Genomic DNA, 16,589 nt, shown 5'->3' on the forward strand with positions numbered 1-16,589 from the left:
TTTCGTTCACCCGCCGCGCTTTCCGACGTCCCAAACTTTAGCCGAACTCAGCTCCACAAAGCGAATCCGGCCGCAATCCGATAAACGCACACAGCAAATCAGGCCCCATGCGGGACGAGAAGAGAAGTGGTGGTTCGAAGGATTGGCCGCTCCGGGACCGTCCGCGCCGATGCGTGTCCGGTGCTCCCTGCCGAGCGACTAGGGAACACTACGCCCGCCGGACGCCAGATGCAAATCCAGGGACGGCGGCCGACTCCTCCGTCGCGATCCGCCGCCCGGCTCGCGCCAGGACAGGCCCGGGCAGCAGCGGTCAGGGCGTGGCGAGCCATGCCGAGTACCAGTCCCGGAAGTCCGGCCCTGGCGTCAGGCCGCCCCAGTCGGGGTCGTCGAGCCAGACCTGGCCGGCGTTCCTCCCGGTGATGACCAAGCGGTGGAACGTGCCGCAACCGCACTCCCCGATGACCAGGCTCCCTTCGACCGAGTAGGCGGAGTCGCCTCCCTTTCCCGGCCCTGGCCACCCACCGGTGTGCGGGAACGGCGTGGAGAGGAAGCCCGCGCGTCGCCCCTCTTCTCGGAGGTCGTGCAGAGCCTCCTCGTCGTCCACCTCCTCGGCAAGACCCAGGAGTCCGTAGTCCGGGCCCGCTCCTCCGTCTGCGACGTCCTTGAGAAAGCTGCGGTAGGAGGCAGGGAGCCAGACACCGTGCTGCTGCTCGAACACCCGGATCGTCGCCTCGGCCAGCCGAGGCCGAAGCCGGTATCCGTGGTGTGGGGACCCGAAGCGCCGACGCCCCGGGTCTTCTCGGCCCATGGTGGCGACACGGGCACGGACCGAGGCACCGTCCCAGGGCTCGCTCCGGCCCACGTCGTCACTGGTCACGGCAGCACGGTACCGGCGTTCCGGTGCGTCACACCGGCCGGATCGGTGGTCGGGGCCGGGCCGACCGGCGGGCGGGCGGGCGGGCGAGCGGGCGGGCGGGCCGTAGGAGAAGCAGCGGGACGGGGGCGCGGGGAGTTGCGCGGTGCGGAAGGCGCGGCGGCGCTTCCGGTGCCGCGCGGTTCTCCCACGGCCTTCGGCCGGGAGACACCCCCACGCGCCCCTGGAGTGCCCCGGGTCAGCCGACGGTCGGTGTGCGCAGTGAGGCGAGCGCGCGGGCGTACATCATCTCCTTGATCTGCCCGCGTGCCGGGTTGGCCTTGGCCGCCAGCGGGCGGGCGTACTCCACGGCGGTGGCGAGGAGTTCGTCGGCGCCCGCGACGGCGTCGGCGATGCCGGCCGCGAGTGCCTGCTCGCCGCCGTAGCGCCGGCCGGTGGTCATCGCCTCGTGCGCGGTCGCCGGGGTCAGGCGGGCCTGGAGCAGGTCCGACATGCCCGGTTGGAAGGGCAGGCCGAGGTCCACCTCGGGCAGGCAGAAGTAGCCGCGGTCGGTCCGCATCACCCGGGTGTCGTGGGCCAGTGCCCACATCGCCCCGGCGGCGAAGGTGTGGCCGTTCAGGGCTGCGACGGTCACCACCGGCGAAGCCAGCGTGCGGGCCAGCAGGGCGTGCACCCGGTCCAGGTAGGCCAGGGCCTGGTCGCTGTTGCCGCCCATCCAGTCGAGGTCCAGGCCGTTGGACCAGAACTTGCCGCTGCCCGCTGTGACCAGTGCCCGGGGACCGGTCGCGGCGTCCACCTCGTCGAGCGCCGACTCGACCGCGGCGAGCCAGTCGGGGTGGAAGCGGTTCTCGTTGTCGGGGTCGAGGTGGAGGACGAAGACCTCGCCGTCCCGCTCCAGCTTCGGCATGCGGTGCTCCTATCGGGTGGTGGCTTCTCGGGTGGTGGCTTCTCAGGCGGTGGCTTCGTCGCCCGCGGGGGCGGGCGGGCCCAGGGTCAGTCCCACGAGCCGCCCCTGCTCGTACGCCTGCACGATCGCGCGCCGTTGCAGCTTGCCGCTGCTGGTGCGGGGGAGCTGCCCGGGACGCAGGTAGTGCACGTCCGAAGCCCGCACCGTCACCCCGATCGTCTGCACCAGGTGTTCGACGATCCGGGCCCGGCTGCCCTCAACATCCTCGCGTGCCGGGCGGTCCACCTCGGTCAGAACGACGATTTGTCCCTGGATCTGCGCGACCGCCGTGCGGCCCTCGCGGACGAACGGCACCTGCTCCACCGCCTGTTCGAAGTCGGCGGCGAAGAAGCTCTGCCCGTTGACCTTGATCCGGTCGCTGATCCGGCCGGTGATGAACAGCTCGCCGTCGTCCAGGAAGCCGATGTCGCCGGTAGCGTAGAAGCCGTCCGCGCCGGTGAGCGGTCCCGGCCGGTCGAAGTAGCCGGCCGCCAGGCTGCCGCCCGCCAGCTCGATCTCACCGAGCTCGCGCTCCGCGCACTCGCGCCCGTCCTCGTCGCGCAGCCGTACGGTGAACTCCGCCATCGGGCGGCCCACCGAGACGGCCGGCAGGCCCGAGGGGGACGGCACCTCCCGGATCTCGCCGCCCACCGGGCGGCTGGAGACCAGCAGGACCACCTCGGCCATGCCGTAGCAGGGCATGAAGACGTCGCGCCGCAGGCCGGCCGGGGCCATCAGGTCCAGGAAGGCGTACAGGTTCGGCAGGTTGATCGGCTCGCTGCCGAGGTAGATCGACCGCATCCGGGAGAGGTCGAGTGCGGCGAGTTCCTCAGGGTCGAGGTCCTGCATCAGCTTGAGCGAGTAGTCGACCGCGAAGTTCGGGATCACCGTCCCGATGGCCCGTTCCCGGGCCATGTGCTCCCACCAGCCGTAGGCGTCGAACAGGAAGGTCACCGGCTCGGCGAGCAGCAGGTCGCAGCCCGCCGTGAAGCAGGACAGCATGCCGCCGACCAGGCCCATGTCGTGGTAGAGCGGCAGCCAGCTGCTCACCCGCTCCTCGGGCTTGCGGCCGTCGGTACGGGTGATCATGGCGAGGTTGGCCCGCAGCAGGTCCTGCCGGACGGGGATGCCCTTGGGGAAGGACGTCGACCCGGACGAGAACTGCACGAACGCCAGTTCCTCGTCGCCCGGGGTCCGCAGCCGGGCGCCGGGGCTGCGGACCCCGGCCGGCGGCAGCGGCAGCGGCTCCACCGGGAGCTCGGTGCCGGCCAGGCTCGGCACCTGGAGGATCCGGGTCGCGCCGAAGTCCCGGGCGACCCGGGCGAGGAACTCCTGATAGCCCTCCCTCGGGGTGTTCAGGACGAACGGCTTCACCGACAGCGGTACGGCGCCGAGTTCCATCAGGCCCAGGAAGGCGAGGATCACCGCGCTGGAGGTCTCGAACGGGAACAGCACCCGCTCCCCCGGCTCGATCCCCTGCTCGCGGAAGGCGTCCGCGTACCCGGCGATGCGCTCCGGGAACTCCCGGTAGCCGACGAACTCGGGCTGGTCGGAGAACTTCTCGTACAGGTACAGGCCCCGCTCGGGCGGACACTCCTGGTTGCGCTGGATGTATTCGAGCACCGCGCCCCTCCTACTGTCGTGGTCGTCTGTCCGGCGGCGTCCGGTCGCGGGCCCCGGCCGGGCCGGGCACCGATCGCACCCCGTCCGGCACCGCTCGGGCCCCGTCCGCGACGGCGGCCGTGAGGAAGTCCTGCATCGACACCAGGCAGCGCTGCGCGGCGTCCAGGAAGGCCACGGTGACGAGCGCGTCCACCGCCGGGCGGCCGGACTCCGGCAGGTGGATGCGCTGTCGGAACCGCGCCCGGTAGGTGACGTCGTCCGGGTCGTAGTCCTCGGCCGCCGGGGACTCCAGGACGGTGCTGACCTCGACCCGGCCGCGCGGGATCTCCGCCAGGTAGTCGATCTCGGTGCGGGCGACCACCGCGATCAGGCGGTCGCCGTGCACCAGCCCCTGGAGGCCGAGCCAGTCCCAGCGGCCGGCCTCCAGGTACTCCAGTGCCACCGCGTTGTTCACGTGTCCCAAGGCGTCGAGGTCATTGGGGCGGACCGGCAGGATGAGCCGTGATTCGCCGAAGTACATGCCGGACCGCCCGATCGATCGTGCCGAGGAAACCTGTCGCCGCCGGGGCACCGCCGGTGACGAGGACCACGGCGGACACGAATCCGCCGCTGTGCGAGATCGAGACGCTCACCCGTAGGCCGTGCCGGGCCAGGTGGGCCGCCAGTGCGCCGTGGACGGCGAAGCCCGGGGCGCCGCGGCGGTCGTGGACCAGTTCGGCGTCCGTCCAGAACCAGGTCCGGTCGGCCGGCGGGAGGGCCTTGAACAGCGCCTCCTTGGCCGCGAAGGCGCCGGCCAGGCTCTGCAGCGGGACGACAGCCCCGGCGAAGTGCGCCAACTCCCCCGTGGTGAAGAAGACATCGGGCTCGCGGAGGGCGGACGCGACCTCCAGTTCGCTGATCAACTGGAGGTCGTGCCCGAGGCCCGTCAGCTCCCGACGAGATCCATCCACGTGTCCTCGACCTCTTCGCGGGTGTGGACCTCGATCCCGGTGATCTTCCGGAGGGCGCCGCAGATGAGCTGCTCCTTCTTCTCCAGCGCCTCGGGCCGGAAGTCGGAGTCGCCCGTGTCGAGCTGGTCCCACCAGTTCACGTGGGTGCCGCGCTCCTCCAGCTGGTCCCGGGCGCTGCCCTGGAGCTCGCCGTCCTCGCGCAGGAACAGATGCGCCACCGCGAAGGCGTCCTTGGCGTGGTACTCGCCGCTGTCCACCAGCGCCTTCGCGAACGAGACGAAGTAGTTGCGGTGCTGGATCTCGTCGGCCGCGACCTGCTTGAAGATCCGGCGCAGGCCCTCGTCCTGGATCACGTGCTGGCACTGGCCGTAGTTGACCGCCGCCGTGATCTCGGAGATCGCGAGGAGCACCAGGGTGCGGAGCATGTCGTCGTCGGGGAAGACCTGCCGGAAGGCGATGAAGGTCTCGTCCGAGATCGGGTCCATGCCGCCGAGGTCGGCCAGCCGGTTGAACACCGTCTCGTGGTGGGCCTCCTCCTCGTTCCAGTACCGGCTCCAGGTGCCGCAGGCCTGCATGATCGCCGCGACGGCCGGGTTGCTCTCCTGCCAGCGGCGGCACTCCGCCTCCGCCTGGCGCTCCAGCCGGTCCGCGCCCGGCTTGGTGGTCAGCTCGGCCCGGCCGGCGTTCCACACCAGGGTGCGGTCGAGCGGGGTCAGGCTCTCCAGGTCGACGTCGGCCAGCATCTCCATGACGCTCCACCGGCGGGACTCGTGCAGCCGGTGCTGCTCCCAGGTGACGTCCACCAGGGACATCCCGCGCCGGGTCATCGCGTCGAAGAGGTCGGTGATGATGGCGGGCGCCTCGGCGGCGGAGTTCCGACGGGCGGCCGCCCCCTCGGTCCGCTCGACGGGCTCGGCGGGTGCCACGGGCTCGACGGCCTCGACGCGCTCGGTCTCGACGATGCTCATGCGGCCGCCTCCTTCTTCTGCCGCTCGAATTCCTCGATGAAGACCTTCAGAACGGTCGAGACCGGCGTGTCGAGAGGCAGCGCGGGAAGGCGTACCCGGACGCCGTAGTCCTTGCGCAGTGCGTTGGCCGTACGGGCGAACGCCTCCATCAGGTCGATGCTGTTGGTCATTCGCGGGCTGCGGCCGATCACCGCCGCCAATGTCACATCGTCTACGAATAGTTGGTCTTCTGACAGCCCCGCATGCTCGGCGAACTTCTGCCGAATGTAGGACTCCACCCCAGGCGTCACCATGGCTCAGGATCATACAAGTTGACGAGTCTTGACGCCAAGTGTTTAAAACCACAAGGGCAGTTGAAGGATCACCGGATCACACTTCGGGCTCATGTCAAAAGAACTCCGCGTGAATATCACACGGGAGTCCCGCCGCGCAGACCCGAATCAGCGTCGGCGGGCCCCATTCCGTCCGTATCCGGAATACCCCGGAAATGGCACTCTCCGGGGCCCGCCGTGCTTTCGGCCCCGGGCCGGCACGGCCTTGGCCGGGGCCCGCCGTGCTTTCAGCCCCGGACCGGCACGGCCTTCCCACGGACGGTCGCGGCGGCGAGCAGCGCGACCGCGACGGCGAAGCCGATCGCGAGGTACCAGGCATCGCGGGCTCCCCCGAGTACGTCGGTGGCGGAGGAGGTCAGGATGGAGACCGCGAGTGCGGTGCCGAGGACGGCGCCGAGTTGGCGGAAGGCCGCGTTGGCCGCGCTGGCGGTGGCCAGCCGGCTCGGCTCGACCCCGGCCAGCGCCACGCCGCCCAGGACCGGCCACACCAGGCCGGCGCCGGTGCCCATGACGGCCGCGCCGGGCAGCCAGTGGGTGAGGAAGTCGGGGTGCTGCCCGCCGCCCCAGGAGAGCAGCAGCGTGCCGCCGATGTAGACCAGGCAGCCCGCGATGACGACCAGGCGGTCGCCGAACCGCTCGGCCAGCCGGCTCGCCGGGCGGGCGACGATGGCGGTGGCGATCGGCGGCGGGGTGGTGGCGAGGCCGGCGGTGAGCAGCGACCAGTGCCAGTGGCTGGTCAGGAAGAGGATGTTGTTCAGGATGACGGCGTAGAAGGTCACCGAGAACAGCATGGTGCCGATGTTGCCGCCGACGGCGTGGCGCGAGCGGAGCAGGTCGAGCGAGACCACCGGGGCCGGGTGGCGGGCGCTGCGGAGCATCACCAGGACCAGCAGCAGGACTCCGGCGGCCAGGCAGCCGATGGTGGGCAGGCTGGCCCACTTCCAGTCCGGGCCCTTGACCAGGCCCATCGCGAGCAGGCCGAGGGAGCTGCCGAGCATGACCGCGCCCAGGATGTCCGGGGTGGGGCCGCCGCGTTCGCGCTGCTCGGTGAGGTACCGGGTGGCCCAGACGGCGACCAGTCCGATCGGGATGTTCACCAGGAAGACCGCCCGCCAGGTCCAGTGTTCGGCGAGCAGCCCGCCGAGGCCGGGCCCGATGCCGGCGGCCAGCGCCGCCGCCGCGCCCCAGACGGTGATCGCGATCAGGCGGCGGGCCATCGGGAACAGCGGGATCAGCAGCGCGAGCGAGGTCGGGACGAGGATCGCGGCGCCGACCGCCTGCAGCAGCCGGGCCCCGATCAGCAGTTCGGCCGAGTTGGCGGCCCCGCAGACCGCCGAGGCGAGGGTGAAGGTGGTCAGGCCCACCGCGAAGGAGCGGCGGCAGCCGAGCCGGTCGGCCATCCGCCCGGCGGGCAGCAGGAAGGCGGCGATCACCACGTTGTAGCCGTTCAGCACCCAGGACAGGGTCGGCAGGTCCGAGCCGGAGAACGTCTTGGCGATGTTGGGGAACGCCACGTTCACGATGGTGCTGTCCAGGAACGCCACGAAGGCGCCGAGGCAGCACAGCAGGACCAGCCTGACCGGTGGCTTGGCGGCGGGCTCGCTGCCCACGGCGTCCCTGGTTCCGTCGAGAGCGACCGGTGTGTCGGCCATCTGTACGTCCTCTCCTGAGTGGGACACGTCCTAGTACACCGGCAGCGAGGGGTCGACCTGGCTCGCCCAGGCGAGCACGCCGCCGTGCAGGTGGGTGGCGTCGGCGAAGCCGGCCTTCTTCAGCGCCGCGAGCGCCTCGGCCGAGCGGGCGCCGGACTTGCAGTGCAGCACGATCGGTTTGTGGTGCGGCAGTTCGGCCAGCGCCTCGCCGGAGAGGATCCGGTCCTTGGGGATCAGGGTGGCGCCGTCGATGTGCACGATGTCCCATTCGGCCGGCTCGCGGACGTCGATCAGCGCGATCTCGGTGCCGGCGGCCAGCATCGCGTGCAGCTGGCGCGCGGTGATCGTGGACCCGGCGGCGGCCGCCTCGGCCTCGGCGGAGACCACGCCGCAGAACGCGTGGTAGTCGATGAGCCCGGTGACGGGCCGGCGGTCGGGGTGCCGGCGCAGCTTCACCGTCTCGTACGTCATGCTCAGCGCGTCGTGGACCATCAGGCGGCCGAGCAGCGAGTCGCCGATGCCGGTGATCAGCTTGACCGCCTCGGTGACCATGATCGAGGCCACCGAGGCGCACAGCACGCCGAGCACGCCGCCCTCGGAACAGGACGGCACCAGGCCCGGCGGCGGCGCCTGCGGGTAGAGGTCGCGGTAGGTGATCCCCCGGTCGTCGGGGGCGTTCTCCCAGAAGACCGAGACCTGTCCCTCGAAGCGGAAGATGGAGCCGTAGACGTACGGCTTGCCCGCGAGCGAGGCGGCGTCGTTGACCAGGTAGCGGGTGGCGAAGTTGTCGGTGCCGTCGATGACCAGGTCGTACTCGCCGAACAGGGCGACGGCGTTGTCGGAGTCCAGCCGCGTCTGGTGCAGCCGCACCTGGACGCCGCTGTTGAGCTCCCGGATCGCGTCCCGCGCGCTCTCCGCCTTGGGCCGGCCGATGTCGGACTCGCCGTGGATGACCTGGCGCTGGAGGTTGGAGGACTCCACCTCGTCGAACTCGACGATGCCCAGTGTCCCGACCCCGGCGGCCGCCAGGTAGAGCAGGGTGGGCGAGCCGAGGCCGCCCGCGCCGATGACCAGGACCCGGGCGCTGCGCAGCCGTTTCTGGCCGTCCACCCCCACCTCGGGGATGATCAGATGGCGGCTGTACCGGGAGACGTCGTCCCTGGTCAGCTCGGCCGTCGGCTCGACCAGCGGCGGCAGTGGTCTCGTCGGCACTTGCGCTCCTTCACGTCCGGACCGCACCCGTTCGGCATGTCGCCCGGACCGGATGGAGGCAGTTCAGTTGGAGTGCCCCGGTTCGGGGCCCCCTTCAGGTGCGTGCTGCCGGGTGCCGGAGAGGGTTCCGCGCGGGCGCGGGCAGGCGTGGCGGGGCCGTCGGCACGACGTGCCGGACCGTGGTCCGGCAACTCTTCGTCCCGCCCGCCTCGTTCACTGCCCGCTCGAACGCACTCGACCCCCCGAGCACCCTGGTGAGCCTGATCACCATGCTGCTTGTTACCCGCCAGTGTCAATCCCCGTCCGGCCCCCGTCCGACCTGCCTGACGAGCCGTCAAGCCGGTTACCGATCGGTACAACTGCGCGCACGGAAGATCGTTGACCGTTGCCGAGTCTTGCTGTAACACTGCTCGCCTGATCAAGTGCGGGGGAGGGCACGGGGATTGAGCAGATCTCATTGGCGTGCGGCCGAGAGCCTCGCGCAGATGCTGCACGACCGGGCGCAACAGTCGCCCGATGTCGTCGCCTACCGGTTCGTCGAGGACGACGAGTCGGCCCATGAGCTCACCTACGCCGAACTGGACGCGCGGGCACGGGCAGTGGCCGCCGAGATCACCGCGACCGGCAAGGGGCGGACCGATCCGGCGCTGCTGCTGTTCGCACCCGGCCTGGACTACCTCGCGGGCCTGTTCGGCTGCTTCTACGCGGGGGTGCCCGCCGTCCCGGCCTTCCCGCCCGACCCGACCCGGCTGGCGCGGACGCTGCCCCGGCTCGCCGCGATCATCGAGGACGCCGGCTCGGACCTGGTGCTGACCACCTCGGACATCGCGGCACTGATGGCCGACTGGCTCGCCACCGCGATGGCCGGCCGCACCCCCCGGGTGATCGCGACCGACCTGGCCGCCGCCGACGGGGCGGGCGTGACACCGCCGGCCGGGCCGGACCGGCTGGCGCTGCTCCAGTACACCTCGGGCTCCACCTCGCTGCCGCGCGGTGTGATGCTCACCCACGCCCAGCTGATCGCCAACTGCGGCGAGATCGCGCGCGGGTTCGGCATGCACCAGGGCAGCGTGGGCGGCCTCTGGCTGCCGCCGTACCACGACATGGGCCTGATCGGCGGCATCCTGACCCCGCTGTCCTGCGGCATCCCGGTGACGCTGATGTCGCCGGTGAGCTTCCTGCGCCGTCCGCTGTCCTGGCTGCGGATGGTCTCCCGATACGGTGCGACGATCACCGGCGGCCCGAACTTCGCCTTCGACCTCTGCGTCCGGCGCGCGAAGGACACCGAGCTCGAAGGGCTGGACCTGTCCGCCGTCGAGCTCACCTTCACCGGCGCCGAGCCCGTCCGGGCCGAGACGATCGCCCGGTTCACCGAGCGGTTCGGGCCGTACGGCTTCCGGGAGGAGTCGTTCTACCCGTGCTACGGGCTCGCCGAGGCGACGCTGTTCGTGACCGGCGGCAAGCCGCTGGGCGGCTGGCGCTCGGTGCCGGTCGCCCGCGACGCGCTGGAGCTGCACGGCACCGCCCGCCCGGCCGGGCCGGACGAGCCGTCCAGGTCGCTGGTGGGCTGCGGCCCCCCGGGCCCGGACACCCGGCTGCTGGTGGTCGACCCGGCCACCCGCGAGCCGCTGGGCGAAGGGGCGGTCGGCGAGATCTGGGTCGACTCGCCGAGCGTCGCCGACGGCTACTGGCGCCGCCCGGAGGAGACCGCCGAGGCCTTCGGCGCGACGACCGCCGAAGGGGACGGCCCGTACCTGCGCACCGGCGACCTCGGGTTCGTCCTGGACGGCGAGCTGTTCCCGGCCGGGCGGATCAAGGACCTGATCGTGGTCAACGGGCGCAACTACCACCCCGTAGACATCGAGCGGGTCTGCGAGGCCTCGGTGGCCGGCCTGCGCCGCAACTGCGGAGCGGCCTTCGCGGTGGAGGACGACGCGGGCGCCGCCGAGCGGCTGGTGCTGGTCTACGAGGCCGACCCCGCCGACGAGGAGGGGTACCGGGCCGCCGTCGACGGCATCCGGCGGGCCGTCTCGGCCGAGCTGAGCGTGCCGCCGCACACCGTGGTGCTGGTCCGGCCCCGGACGATCCCCAAGACGTCGAGCGGCAAGGTGCAGCGCTGGCTGGCCCGACGGCAGTACCTGGCCGGCGAGCTGGCGGAGCTGGCCCGCTGGCAGGCACCCGGCCGGCCCGGCGGAACGAGCGGTACCACCACACCTACGAAGGCGGACGGACGATGATCGTCAAGGTCAGGGGCATCCTGCTCCGGTTCACCAACTACGAGAACGAGATCGAGGTCGGGGGCAGCACCGTCCGGGAGGGCCTGGCCGCGCTGGCCGAGCGCTTCCCCACCCTGGACGAGGTGCTGATGGACCGGGAGGGCAGCGTCCGCGCGACCCACCTGATCGCGCTCAACGGCGAGCAGCTCTCGCTGGAGGAGCTGGACCGGGAGGCCACCGAGGACGACCGGGTGGACATCGTCACCGCCGTCTCCGGAGGCTGAGGCACCCCATGCCGCGCAGCTCCGGCTACGAACTCGTGCTCGACGCGAGCCTCTTCACCCCCACCCAGTTGCAGCCCACCGCCGTCGGCCGGCTCGGTTTCCAGGCCGGGACCCGCTGGCTGCGCGACCACGTGTGCAGCCACCGCACGCTGGTGTCCGAGCACCAGGTGGGCCTGGTGCTGTGGGCCTGGCAGCTGGAGTACGAGCAGCCGCTGCGCTTCACCGACGCCGACGAGGTGCAGGTCGACGTACGGGCCCGGGTGCGCGGACCGCGCTCCTCGCAGCTGGAGGTGGAGATGACGGTCTCCGGCCCGGCCGGTGTCGCGGTGCGGACCACCGCCGCCTCGGTGCCGCTGCGGCTCAGCGGCGACCAGGCGCTCTCCGGCACGCCGACCGGGCTGCCGGACACCCTGCTCGCCGCCTTCCGGCCGGACGAGGTCGAGCGCTCGCCGTTCCGCTCGCCGGTACCCGCGCTGCGGGCCGCCTTCGAGCGCGAGGGCGAGCGGATCGGGTCGGACACCACGACCTTCCGGGTGCACCGCCACCACTGCGAGGTGGCCGACCAGTGGTACTGGGCCGAGTCGCTCGGCTTCGCGGGCGGCGCCCGGGAGGAGTTCGTGCTGCGGCACGGGCGGCGGGCGCCCGAGCTGCGCCGCCCGCTGGCCGAGGGGCTCCGCCGGGTCGACGTGACCTGGCTGCGGGCCGGGCAGCTGTGGGACCTGCTCAAGGTCACCACCACCGCCTACCGGCACGGCGCGGACATCGCCTTCGTCCACGAGCTGGGCCTCGCCGAGGACGACGGCGGCGGGCCGTACGCGGTCGTGGTGGAGCGCTCGTGACCGGCACCGGAGGTACCGCCGCGCTGCCCGCCTTCGCGGCGGCCGAGGAGTTGGAGCGGGAGCTCGGCTGCCCGTTCGACCCCGGCAGCGGGATGTCGCTGGCGGCCGGCGTCCGCGCGGACGACCTGGAGGTGGAGCCGGCCGCCGCGTACGAGGCGGCCTGGTCGGCCGGCCTGCACGAGCACCTGGTGCCTGTCTCCGAGGGCGGCCGGCTGGCCTCGTTCGAGTCGCTGACGGCCGTGGTGCGCGCCGCCTCGCGCCGGGAGCTCGCGGTCTCGGTCGGGCTCGGCTCGACCCTGCTGGCCACCACCCCGGTGTGGATCTGGGGGGACGACAAGCAGCGGCGCCGGGTCGCCGAACTCGCGCTCGGCCGCGCCTGGGGCACCGCCGGGATCAGCGAGGAGGCGGCCGGCAGCGACCTGCTGGCCACCGCCACCCGGGCCGCCCCGACCGACGGCGGGTACGTCCTGAACGGGCGCAAGTGGCTGGTCGGCAACGGCCGGCGGTCCTCGTTCGCGACCGTGCTGGCCGCCTCCGAGCCGTCGTTCGGGCTGTTCCTGCTCGACTTCGAGGCCCTCGGCACCGGCGGGGTCCGGCGGCTGCCGAAGGTCCCCACCCACGGCCTGCGCGGGCACGACCTGAGCGGCTTCGAGCTCACCGACTGCCACGTCGGCGCCGACGCGGTGGTCGGACGGCCGGGCCGGGGCGTCGAGATGGTCTCCGGCATGCTCCAGTACACCCGGACGCTGGTCGGCGCGAGCAGCCTCGGCGCCGCCGACACGGCGCTGCGGATCGCGCTGCGGCACGCGCGCGGACGGGTGCTGTACGGCGCCCCGGCGCTGGCACTGCCGCCGGTGCGTTCGCTGCTGGCCCGCGCCTTCGCCGACCTGCTGGTCGCCGAGTGCACCGAGCTGTCCGCCGCGCGCGGCCTGGACGTGGCCCGGCAGCGGATGGCGCTCTGGTCGGCCGTGGCGAAGTACGTCGTCCCCGGGCTCTGCGTGGACGCCGTGAACGCCTGCGGCGAGGTGCTGAGCGCCCGCGCCTACCTGCGCGAGGGCGAGGCGGGCGCCTTCCAGAAGCTGGCCCGCGACCTGGCGATCACCCCGGTGTTCGAGGGCACCCAGCTCGTCCAGCTGGACACCGTCCGGGCCCAGTTGGTCAGCGGCGCCCGGCGGCGGCCCGGCACCCAGGCCGGACTGCCGCTCCCCCTGCTGTTCGGCTTCGGCGAGCCGGTGCCGACCCTCGCCCCACGGGACCAGCGCCCCTCGCTCACCTACGGCAGCGCCGACGAGGTGGTCGACCGGCTCGACGAGGCCGTCGAGGCACTGGCCGACGACCCGGAGCTGGCGGCGCTCGCCCGCACCCTGCTCACCGTCCGCGACGAGACCCGGGAGACCGTACGCGGGCTCGGCGCGCAGCGCGGCACCGAGGCGTACGAGGCGGCCCGGCGGCACTGCCTGGTGCACGCCGGCGCCTGCTGCCTGCACACCTGGCTCCAACGCCGGGACGCACTCGGCGGCCTGGCCGCCGACCGGGCCTGGCTCTCGGTCGCGCTGCGCCGGGTGCTGGAGCGGCTCGGCCGCCCGGCCGGGCCCGACCCGGCGGCCGAGGACCGGCTGGTGCGCCGGCTGGAAGACCTCGACGACGACGACCGGGCGTTCTCCCTCGTGCCGCTGCGGCTCGCGCCGCAGTACCGGGGGCCCGCACCGGCCCGACCCTAGGAGAACGCCATCATCACCGAACACCGCGACCCCGCCGCCGAGTACGGCGCCGGCTGGCTGTCCTCGCTGATCGGGGAGCTGCTCGGCGTCGACGAGCAGGAGTTCCCGGCCGACCGGCCGCTCGGCGAGCTCGGCATCGACTCGCTGACGGCGGCCCAGCTCTCCGTCGAGGTCGAGGAGCGCACCGGCGCCACCATCCCGCTGGAGCGCTTCCTCGGCGAGGAGACGCTCCAGGACCTGGCCCGCGAGCTGGCGGCCGCTGCGGCGGCCGGGGCCGAGGCCACGGCGTGACCGCCCGCGCGCACGCCGTCGACGTGATGAACCGGGCGGACCCGGCACACCGCACGCTCGACACCGAGATCGAGGAGATCCGCCGGGAGGCCCGGCGCCGGTTCGGCAGCTTCGTACTGGACACCGCCAACCCGGGCGCGCACTTCCGCAACCACGAGCGCAGGCCGCTGGACAACCGGGTCTTCGAGCAGGCGGGCGACCTCGGGCTGATGCGGTTCTCGCTGCCCGCCGAGATCGGCGGCGAGGGGCGGGACAAGCTCGCCTGGGGCGTGGTGGTCGAGGAGATCGCCCGGCTCTCCCGGGATCCCGGCTTCGCCGTGCTGCTCGACATCAGCGTCGAGATCACCGAACTGCTGCTCTCCAGCGGCCGGCCCGAACTGATCGAGCGCTACGTCCCGGACCTGGCGGCCGGACGGCGGTTCGGCGTCCAGGGCGCCTACGAGAGCCGGGACCCGTACGACTACCGGTCCACGGCGCGGCTCGACGGCGACACCTGGGTGCTCAACGGCGTCAAGCGCTTCGTGGCCGGCGCGCGCTTCGCCGACCTGTTCATCCTGTTCCTGCGCGACGAGGCGTCCAACGACATGCTGGCGTTCCTGGTCGAGAAGGACGACCCCGGCGTCACGCCCGTGCACATGGACACCATGGGCATGAACACCATGGGCCTGGGCCAGGTGCTGCTGGACGAGGTACGGCTGCCGCAGTGGCGGCTGGTCTGGCGTGCGGACGCGCTCAGCGAACTCAACACCTACGCCCGGATCCGGCGGACGATGAGCGCCTGCGGGGTGCTCGGCGCGCTGGACGGGGTGGTCGAGAACTGCGTCGAGTCGCTCGCCCCGCGCAGGCGCGGCGGGCGCCGGGTGCTCGACCACCAGAACGTCGAGCGCTCGGTCGGCGAGATGCGGATGCTGCTGCAGACCGCCCGGGCGAGCGTCTACCGGGCCCTGGACGGCACCCGGTCACCGGACCGCGACCCGCACTTCGACGAGTTCGCCACCGCCGCCAAGCACCACGCGGCGGAGTGCGCGCTGCAGGTCGGCCGGCTGGTGATGAGCCTCCAGGGCGGCGAGGCGTACATGTCCGCGTTCCCGTGGGAGCGGTTCATGCGCGACATCCTGGGCCTGATCTCCGGTCAGGGCTCGCAGGAGATGCTGCTGATCCAGCTCGGGCAGCGCACCATCGTCGGGCTGGAGGGCAGGCGGGTCCGGGAGGAGGCCGCCGAGCGCACCGTCGCGCGGCTGGCGGACTCCTGGTGGGCGCTGCACGCGGCGGCGTCCGCCGGGGAGTACGGCGAGGAGCTGGGCGAGGCGGTCGGCGCCGTCCTGGCCGCGGCCGGACTCACCGAGGCCGCCACCGGGCCGGCGGCCCTGCTGCTCGACTCGGCGCACGCCCTGCTCGCGGCCGTACGGTCCGGGCAGGTGCCCGCCGCGCTGCCGCCGGGGCCGGCCGGGCTGTCCGAGGGACGGCTCGCCGAGTCGGCCGCCGGGGCCTGGCGGCTGCTGGCCTGCGTCATCGCGCAGGAGACCGGGCTGTTGGCGCGGCTGCTGCGGCCGTGCACCGTACGGGAGGCGGCCGGGGAGCTGCCCGAGGAGTTCACCGAGGGGCTGCTCGGCCTGCTGGCCGGCGCCTCGGTCGTGCGGGTGGACCGCGACGGCCGGTACGCCGTCGACCCGGGGCTCGAACGGGTGCTCATCGGCGGCCCGCGCACCTCCGCGTTCGCCGCGCGGCTGCGGCGCGCGGCGGCCGGCGGCGCGCAGCTGCGGACCGGGAAGCCGGCCGGGGCCGGGCGGGCGGCGGTGGCCGGCTGCGGCGGCGAGGCGGCGGCGCTCGCGGACGTGCTGGTCAACTCCCTGCTCGGGCGGCTGGAGGGGCTGCCCGAGCTGCTGGACCGGCCCGGCGCACGGGTCGGCTGCGCGGCGGCTGACGGCGGCCGGTCCGCCGTCGAGCTGGCGCGGCACATCCCGTTCGTCCCGGTGCTCGCGCTGGAGCCGGACGGGGCACCCGTACCGGTGACCGACGGCTCGGTCCAGGTCCGGGCGGCCGGCCCCGAGGGCTTCGAGGACGACGACCGGCTCGCCCTGGCCTGGCTCCCCACCGCCGGACTGACCGGCGCCGGGCTCCGGGAGGCCGTCACGGCCGCGGCCGGGGCCCTGCTCCCGGGCGGCTGGCTCCTCCTGCCGTGCCCGCTCCCGCCCAAGCGGCCGCTCGGCGCGGCAGTGGTCCGCCTCGAACTCGCGGTCGCCGGGGGGACGGCCCTGGCCGCCGGCGAAGCCGAGGACCTGCTCCGGTCGGCAGGGCTGAGCCACGTCCGCTCGGACTGGGAGGACGCGGCACTCGGCATCCGGCTGGTGGCAGGGCGACGGCGCTAGCGGCTTCGCCGACCGAGCACAGGGCCGCGGGGAACTGCGCGGATCCGGCAGGTGCGGAGCTGCGCCTGCCGGATTCGCGCAGTTCCTTCGCCGGCGTCACCGGATGCCGGAAGTCCGGCGAGGGGACGAGGGTGCCGGGGCGGGTCCGCTCAGGCGCCGTCGCGGCCGCTGTGAGAGTCGGAACGGCCCCGAACCACGGCTCGTCCCGGAACGACCGCTAGGGCCTGTCGTCAAACCCCCGTCGTCGCCCGAAGGGCGGCGGCGCGGCTCCCCCAGCCTTCGGCCGGGAGGTGCCCCCACGGTGCGTGCTCT

Annotated in this window: 15 protein-coding genes and 1 pseudogene; 6 read left to right on the top strand and 10 right to left on the bottom strand. The window is 73.2% G+C overall.

Translation table 11 applies throughout. The features are described 5' to 3' along the window. Nucleotides 1-310: 310 nt before the first annotated feature. The 9 genes from ABD330_RS30915 to moeZ form a co-directional block, all read right to left on the bottom strand. Nucleotides 311-808: an SMI1/KNR4 family protein gene (locus tag ABD330_RS30915; RefSeq protein ID WP_344469631.1), complete on the bottom strand. Its 498-nt coding sequence runs from the start codon at nt 806-808 to the stop codon at nt 311-313. A 304-nt stretch (nt 809-1,112) separates the two neighbouring features. Continuing rightward, nucleotides 1,113-1,781, bottom strand: a complete 669-nt coding sequence (locus tag ABD330_RS30920) for an enoyl-CoA hydratase/isomerase family protein (protein WP_344469619.1) — start codon at nt 1,779-1,781, stop codon at nt 1,113-1,115. Between the two features lie 42 nt (nt 1,782-1,823). Beyond that, entirely contained in the window at nt 1,824-3,443 is a 1,620-nt protein-coding gene (locus ABD330_RS30925; RefSeq protein WP_344469620.1) for an AMP-binding protein, read from the bottom strand. Nucleotides 3,444-3,453: 10 nt separating this feature from the next. Further along, nucleotides 3,454-3,897 (bottom strand): acyl-CoA thioesterase, encoded by a 444-nt coding sequence (locus ABD330_RS30930; protein WP_344469632.1) that lies wholly within the window; start codon nt 3,895-3,897, stop codon nt 3,454-3,456. Between the two features lie 19 nt (nt 3,898-3,916). Further along, a complete protein-coding gene (locus ABD330_RS30935; protein WP_344469621.1) occupies nt 3,917-4,393 on the bottom strand; it encodes a holo-ACP synthase in 477 nt (158 codons plus the stop codon). After that, nucleotides 4,369-5,361: a ferritin-like domain-containing protein gene (locus ABD330_RS30940; protein ID WP_344469622.1), complete on the bottom strand. Its 993-nt coding sequence runs from the start codon at nt 5,359-5,361 to the stop codon at nt 4,369-4,371. Before ABD330_RS30940 ends, ABD330_RS30935 begins: the two co-directional genes overlap by 25 nt. Beyond that, complete coding sequence (locus ABD330_RS30945) at nt 5,358-5,654, bottom strand: hypothetical protein (RefSeq protein ID WP_344469623.1); 297 nt, start codon at nt 5,652-5,654, stop codon at nt 5,358-5,360. Before ABD330_RS30945 ends, ABD330_RS30940 begins: the two co-directional genes overlap by 4 nt. A 266-nt stretch (nt 5,655-5,920) precedes the next feature. Next, a complete protein-coding gene (locus ABD330_RS30950) occupies nt 5,921-7,345 on the bottom strand; it encodes an MFS transporter (RefSeq protein ID WP_344469624.1) in 1,425 nt (474 codons plus the stop codon). Between the two features lie 30 nt (nt 7,346-7,375). After that, nucleotides 7,376-8,557, bottom strand: coding sequence for an adenylyltransferase/sulfurtransferase MoeZ (moeZ, locus tag ABD330_RS30955; protein WP_425555709.1), 1,182 nt, complete (start codon nt 8,555-8,557; stop codon nt 7,376-7,378). Nucleotides 8,558-9,000: 443 nt separating this feature from the next. On the opposite strand from moeZ, the gene ABD330_RS30960 reads away from it, so the two are divergent. The 6 genes from ABD330_RS30960 to ABD330_RS30985 all read left to right on the top strand — a co-directional run bounded on the left by ABD330_RS30960 (nt 9,001) and on the right by ABD330_RS30985 (nt 16,277). Then, nucleotides 9,001-10,794 carry a fatty acyl-AMP ligase gene (locus ABD330_RS30960; protein ID WP_344469625.1) on the top strand — a complete coding sequence of 598 codons (1,794 nt, stop codon included), beginning with the start codon at nt 9,001-9,003 and terminating at the stop codon, nt 10,792-10,794. Continuing rightward, on the top strand, nt 10,791-11,057 hold the full coding sequence (locus tag ABD330_RS30965; RefSeq protein WP_344469626.1) for a MoaD/ThiS family protein: 267 nt from the start codon (nt 10,791-10,793) through the stop codon (nt 11,055-11,057). Before ABD330_RS30960 ends, ABD330_RS30965 begins: the two co-directional genes overlap by 4 nt. An 8-nt stretch (nt 11,058-11,065) precedes the next feature. Then, nucleotides 11,066-11,896, top strand: coding sequence for an acyl-CoA thioesterase (locus tag ABD330_RS30970; RefSeq protein WP_344469627.1), 831 nt, complete (start codon nt 11,066-11,068; stop codon nt 11,894-11,896). After that, on the top strand, nt 11,893-13,617 hold the full coding sequence (locus ABD330_RS30975) for an acyl-CoA dehydrogenase family protein (RefSeq protein WP_344469628.1): 1,725 nt from the start codon (nt 11,893-11,895) through the stop codon (nt 13,615-13,617). Before ABD330_RS30970 ends, ABD330_RS30975 begins: the two co-directional genes overlap by 4 nt. Nucleotides 13,618-13,695: 78 nt before the next feature. Continuing rightward, nucleotides 13,696-13,908, top strand: coding sequence for an acyl carrier protein (locus tag ABD330_RS32600; protein ID WP_425555711.1), 213 nt, complete (start codon nt 13,696-13,698; stop codon nt 13,906-13,908). Continuing rightward, nucleotides 13,905-16,277, top strand: a complete 2,373-nt coding sequence (locus tag ABD330_RS30985) for an acyl-CoA dehydrogenase family protein (RefSeq protein WP_344469630.1) — start codon at nt 13,905-13,907, stop codon at nt 16,275-16,277. Before ABD330_RS32600 ends, ABD330_RS30985 begins: the two co-directional genes overlap by 4 nt. A gap of 79 nt (nt 16,278-16,356) precedes the next feature. Here ABD330_RS30985 and ABD330_RS30990 read toward each other — a convergent pair. Beyond that, nucleotides 16,357-16,494 (bottom strand): annotated as a pseudogene (locus ABD330_RS30990) (LLM class flavin-dependent oxidoreductase); the annotation flags it as partial. Between the last annotated feature and the right edge of the window lie 95 nt (nt 16,495-16,589).

The sequence above is a fragment of the Kitasatospora kazusensis genome (genome assembly GCF_039529945.1).
GTDB classification, from domain to species: Bacteria; Actinomycetota; Actinomycetes; order Streptomycetales; family Streptomycetaceae; genus Kitasatospora; species Kitasatospora kazusensis.

Bases quoted from the DNA above. Each gene is read 5' to 3' on its own strand.
- ABD330_RS30915 (WP_344469631.1), bottom strand. From the start codon at position 808: ATGGGCCGAGAAGACCCGGGGCGTCGGCGCTTCGGGTCCCCACACCAC.
- ABD330_RS30920 (WP_344469619.1), bottom strand. From the start codon at position 1,781: ATGCCGAAGCTGGAGCGGGACGGCGAGGTCTTCGTCCTCCACCTCGAC.
- ABD330_RS30940 (WP_344469622.1), bottom strand. From the start codon at position 5,361: ATGAGCATCGTCGAGACCGAGCGCGTCGAGGCCGTCGAGCCCGTGGCA.
- ABD330_RS30945 (WP_344469623.1), bottom strand. From the start codon at position 5,654: ATGGTGACGCCTGGGGTGGAGTCCTACATTCGGCAGAAGTTCGCCGAG.
- ABD330_RS30950 (WP_344469624.1), bottom strand. From the start codon at position 7,345: ATGGCCGACACACCGGTCGCTCTCGACGGAACCAGGGACGCCGTGGGC.
- ABD330_RS30965 (WP_344469626.1), top strand. From the start codon at position 10,791: ATGATCGTCAAGGTCAGGGGCATCCTGCTCCGGTTCACCAACTACGAG.
- ABD330_RS30970 (WP_344469627.1), top strand. From the start codon at position 11,066: ATGCCGCGCAGCTCCGGCTACGAACTCGTGCTCGACGCGAGCCTCTTC.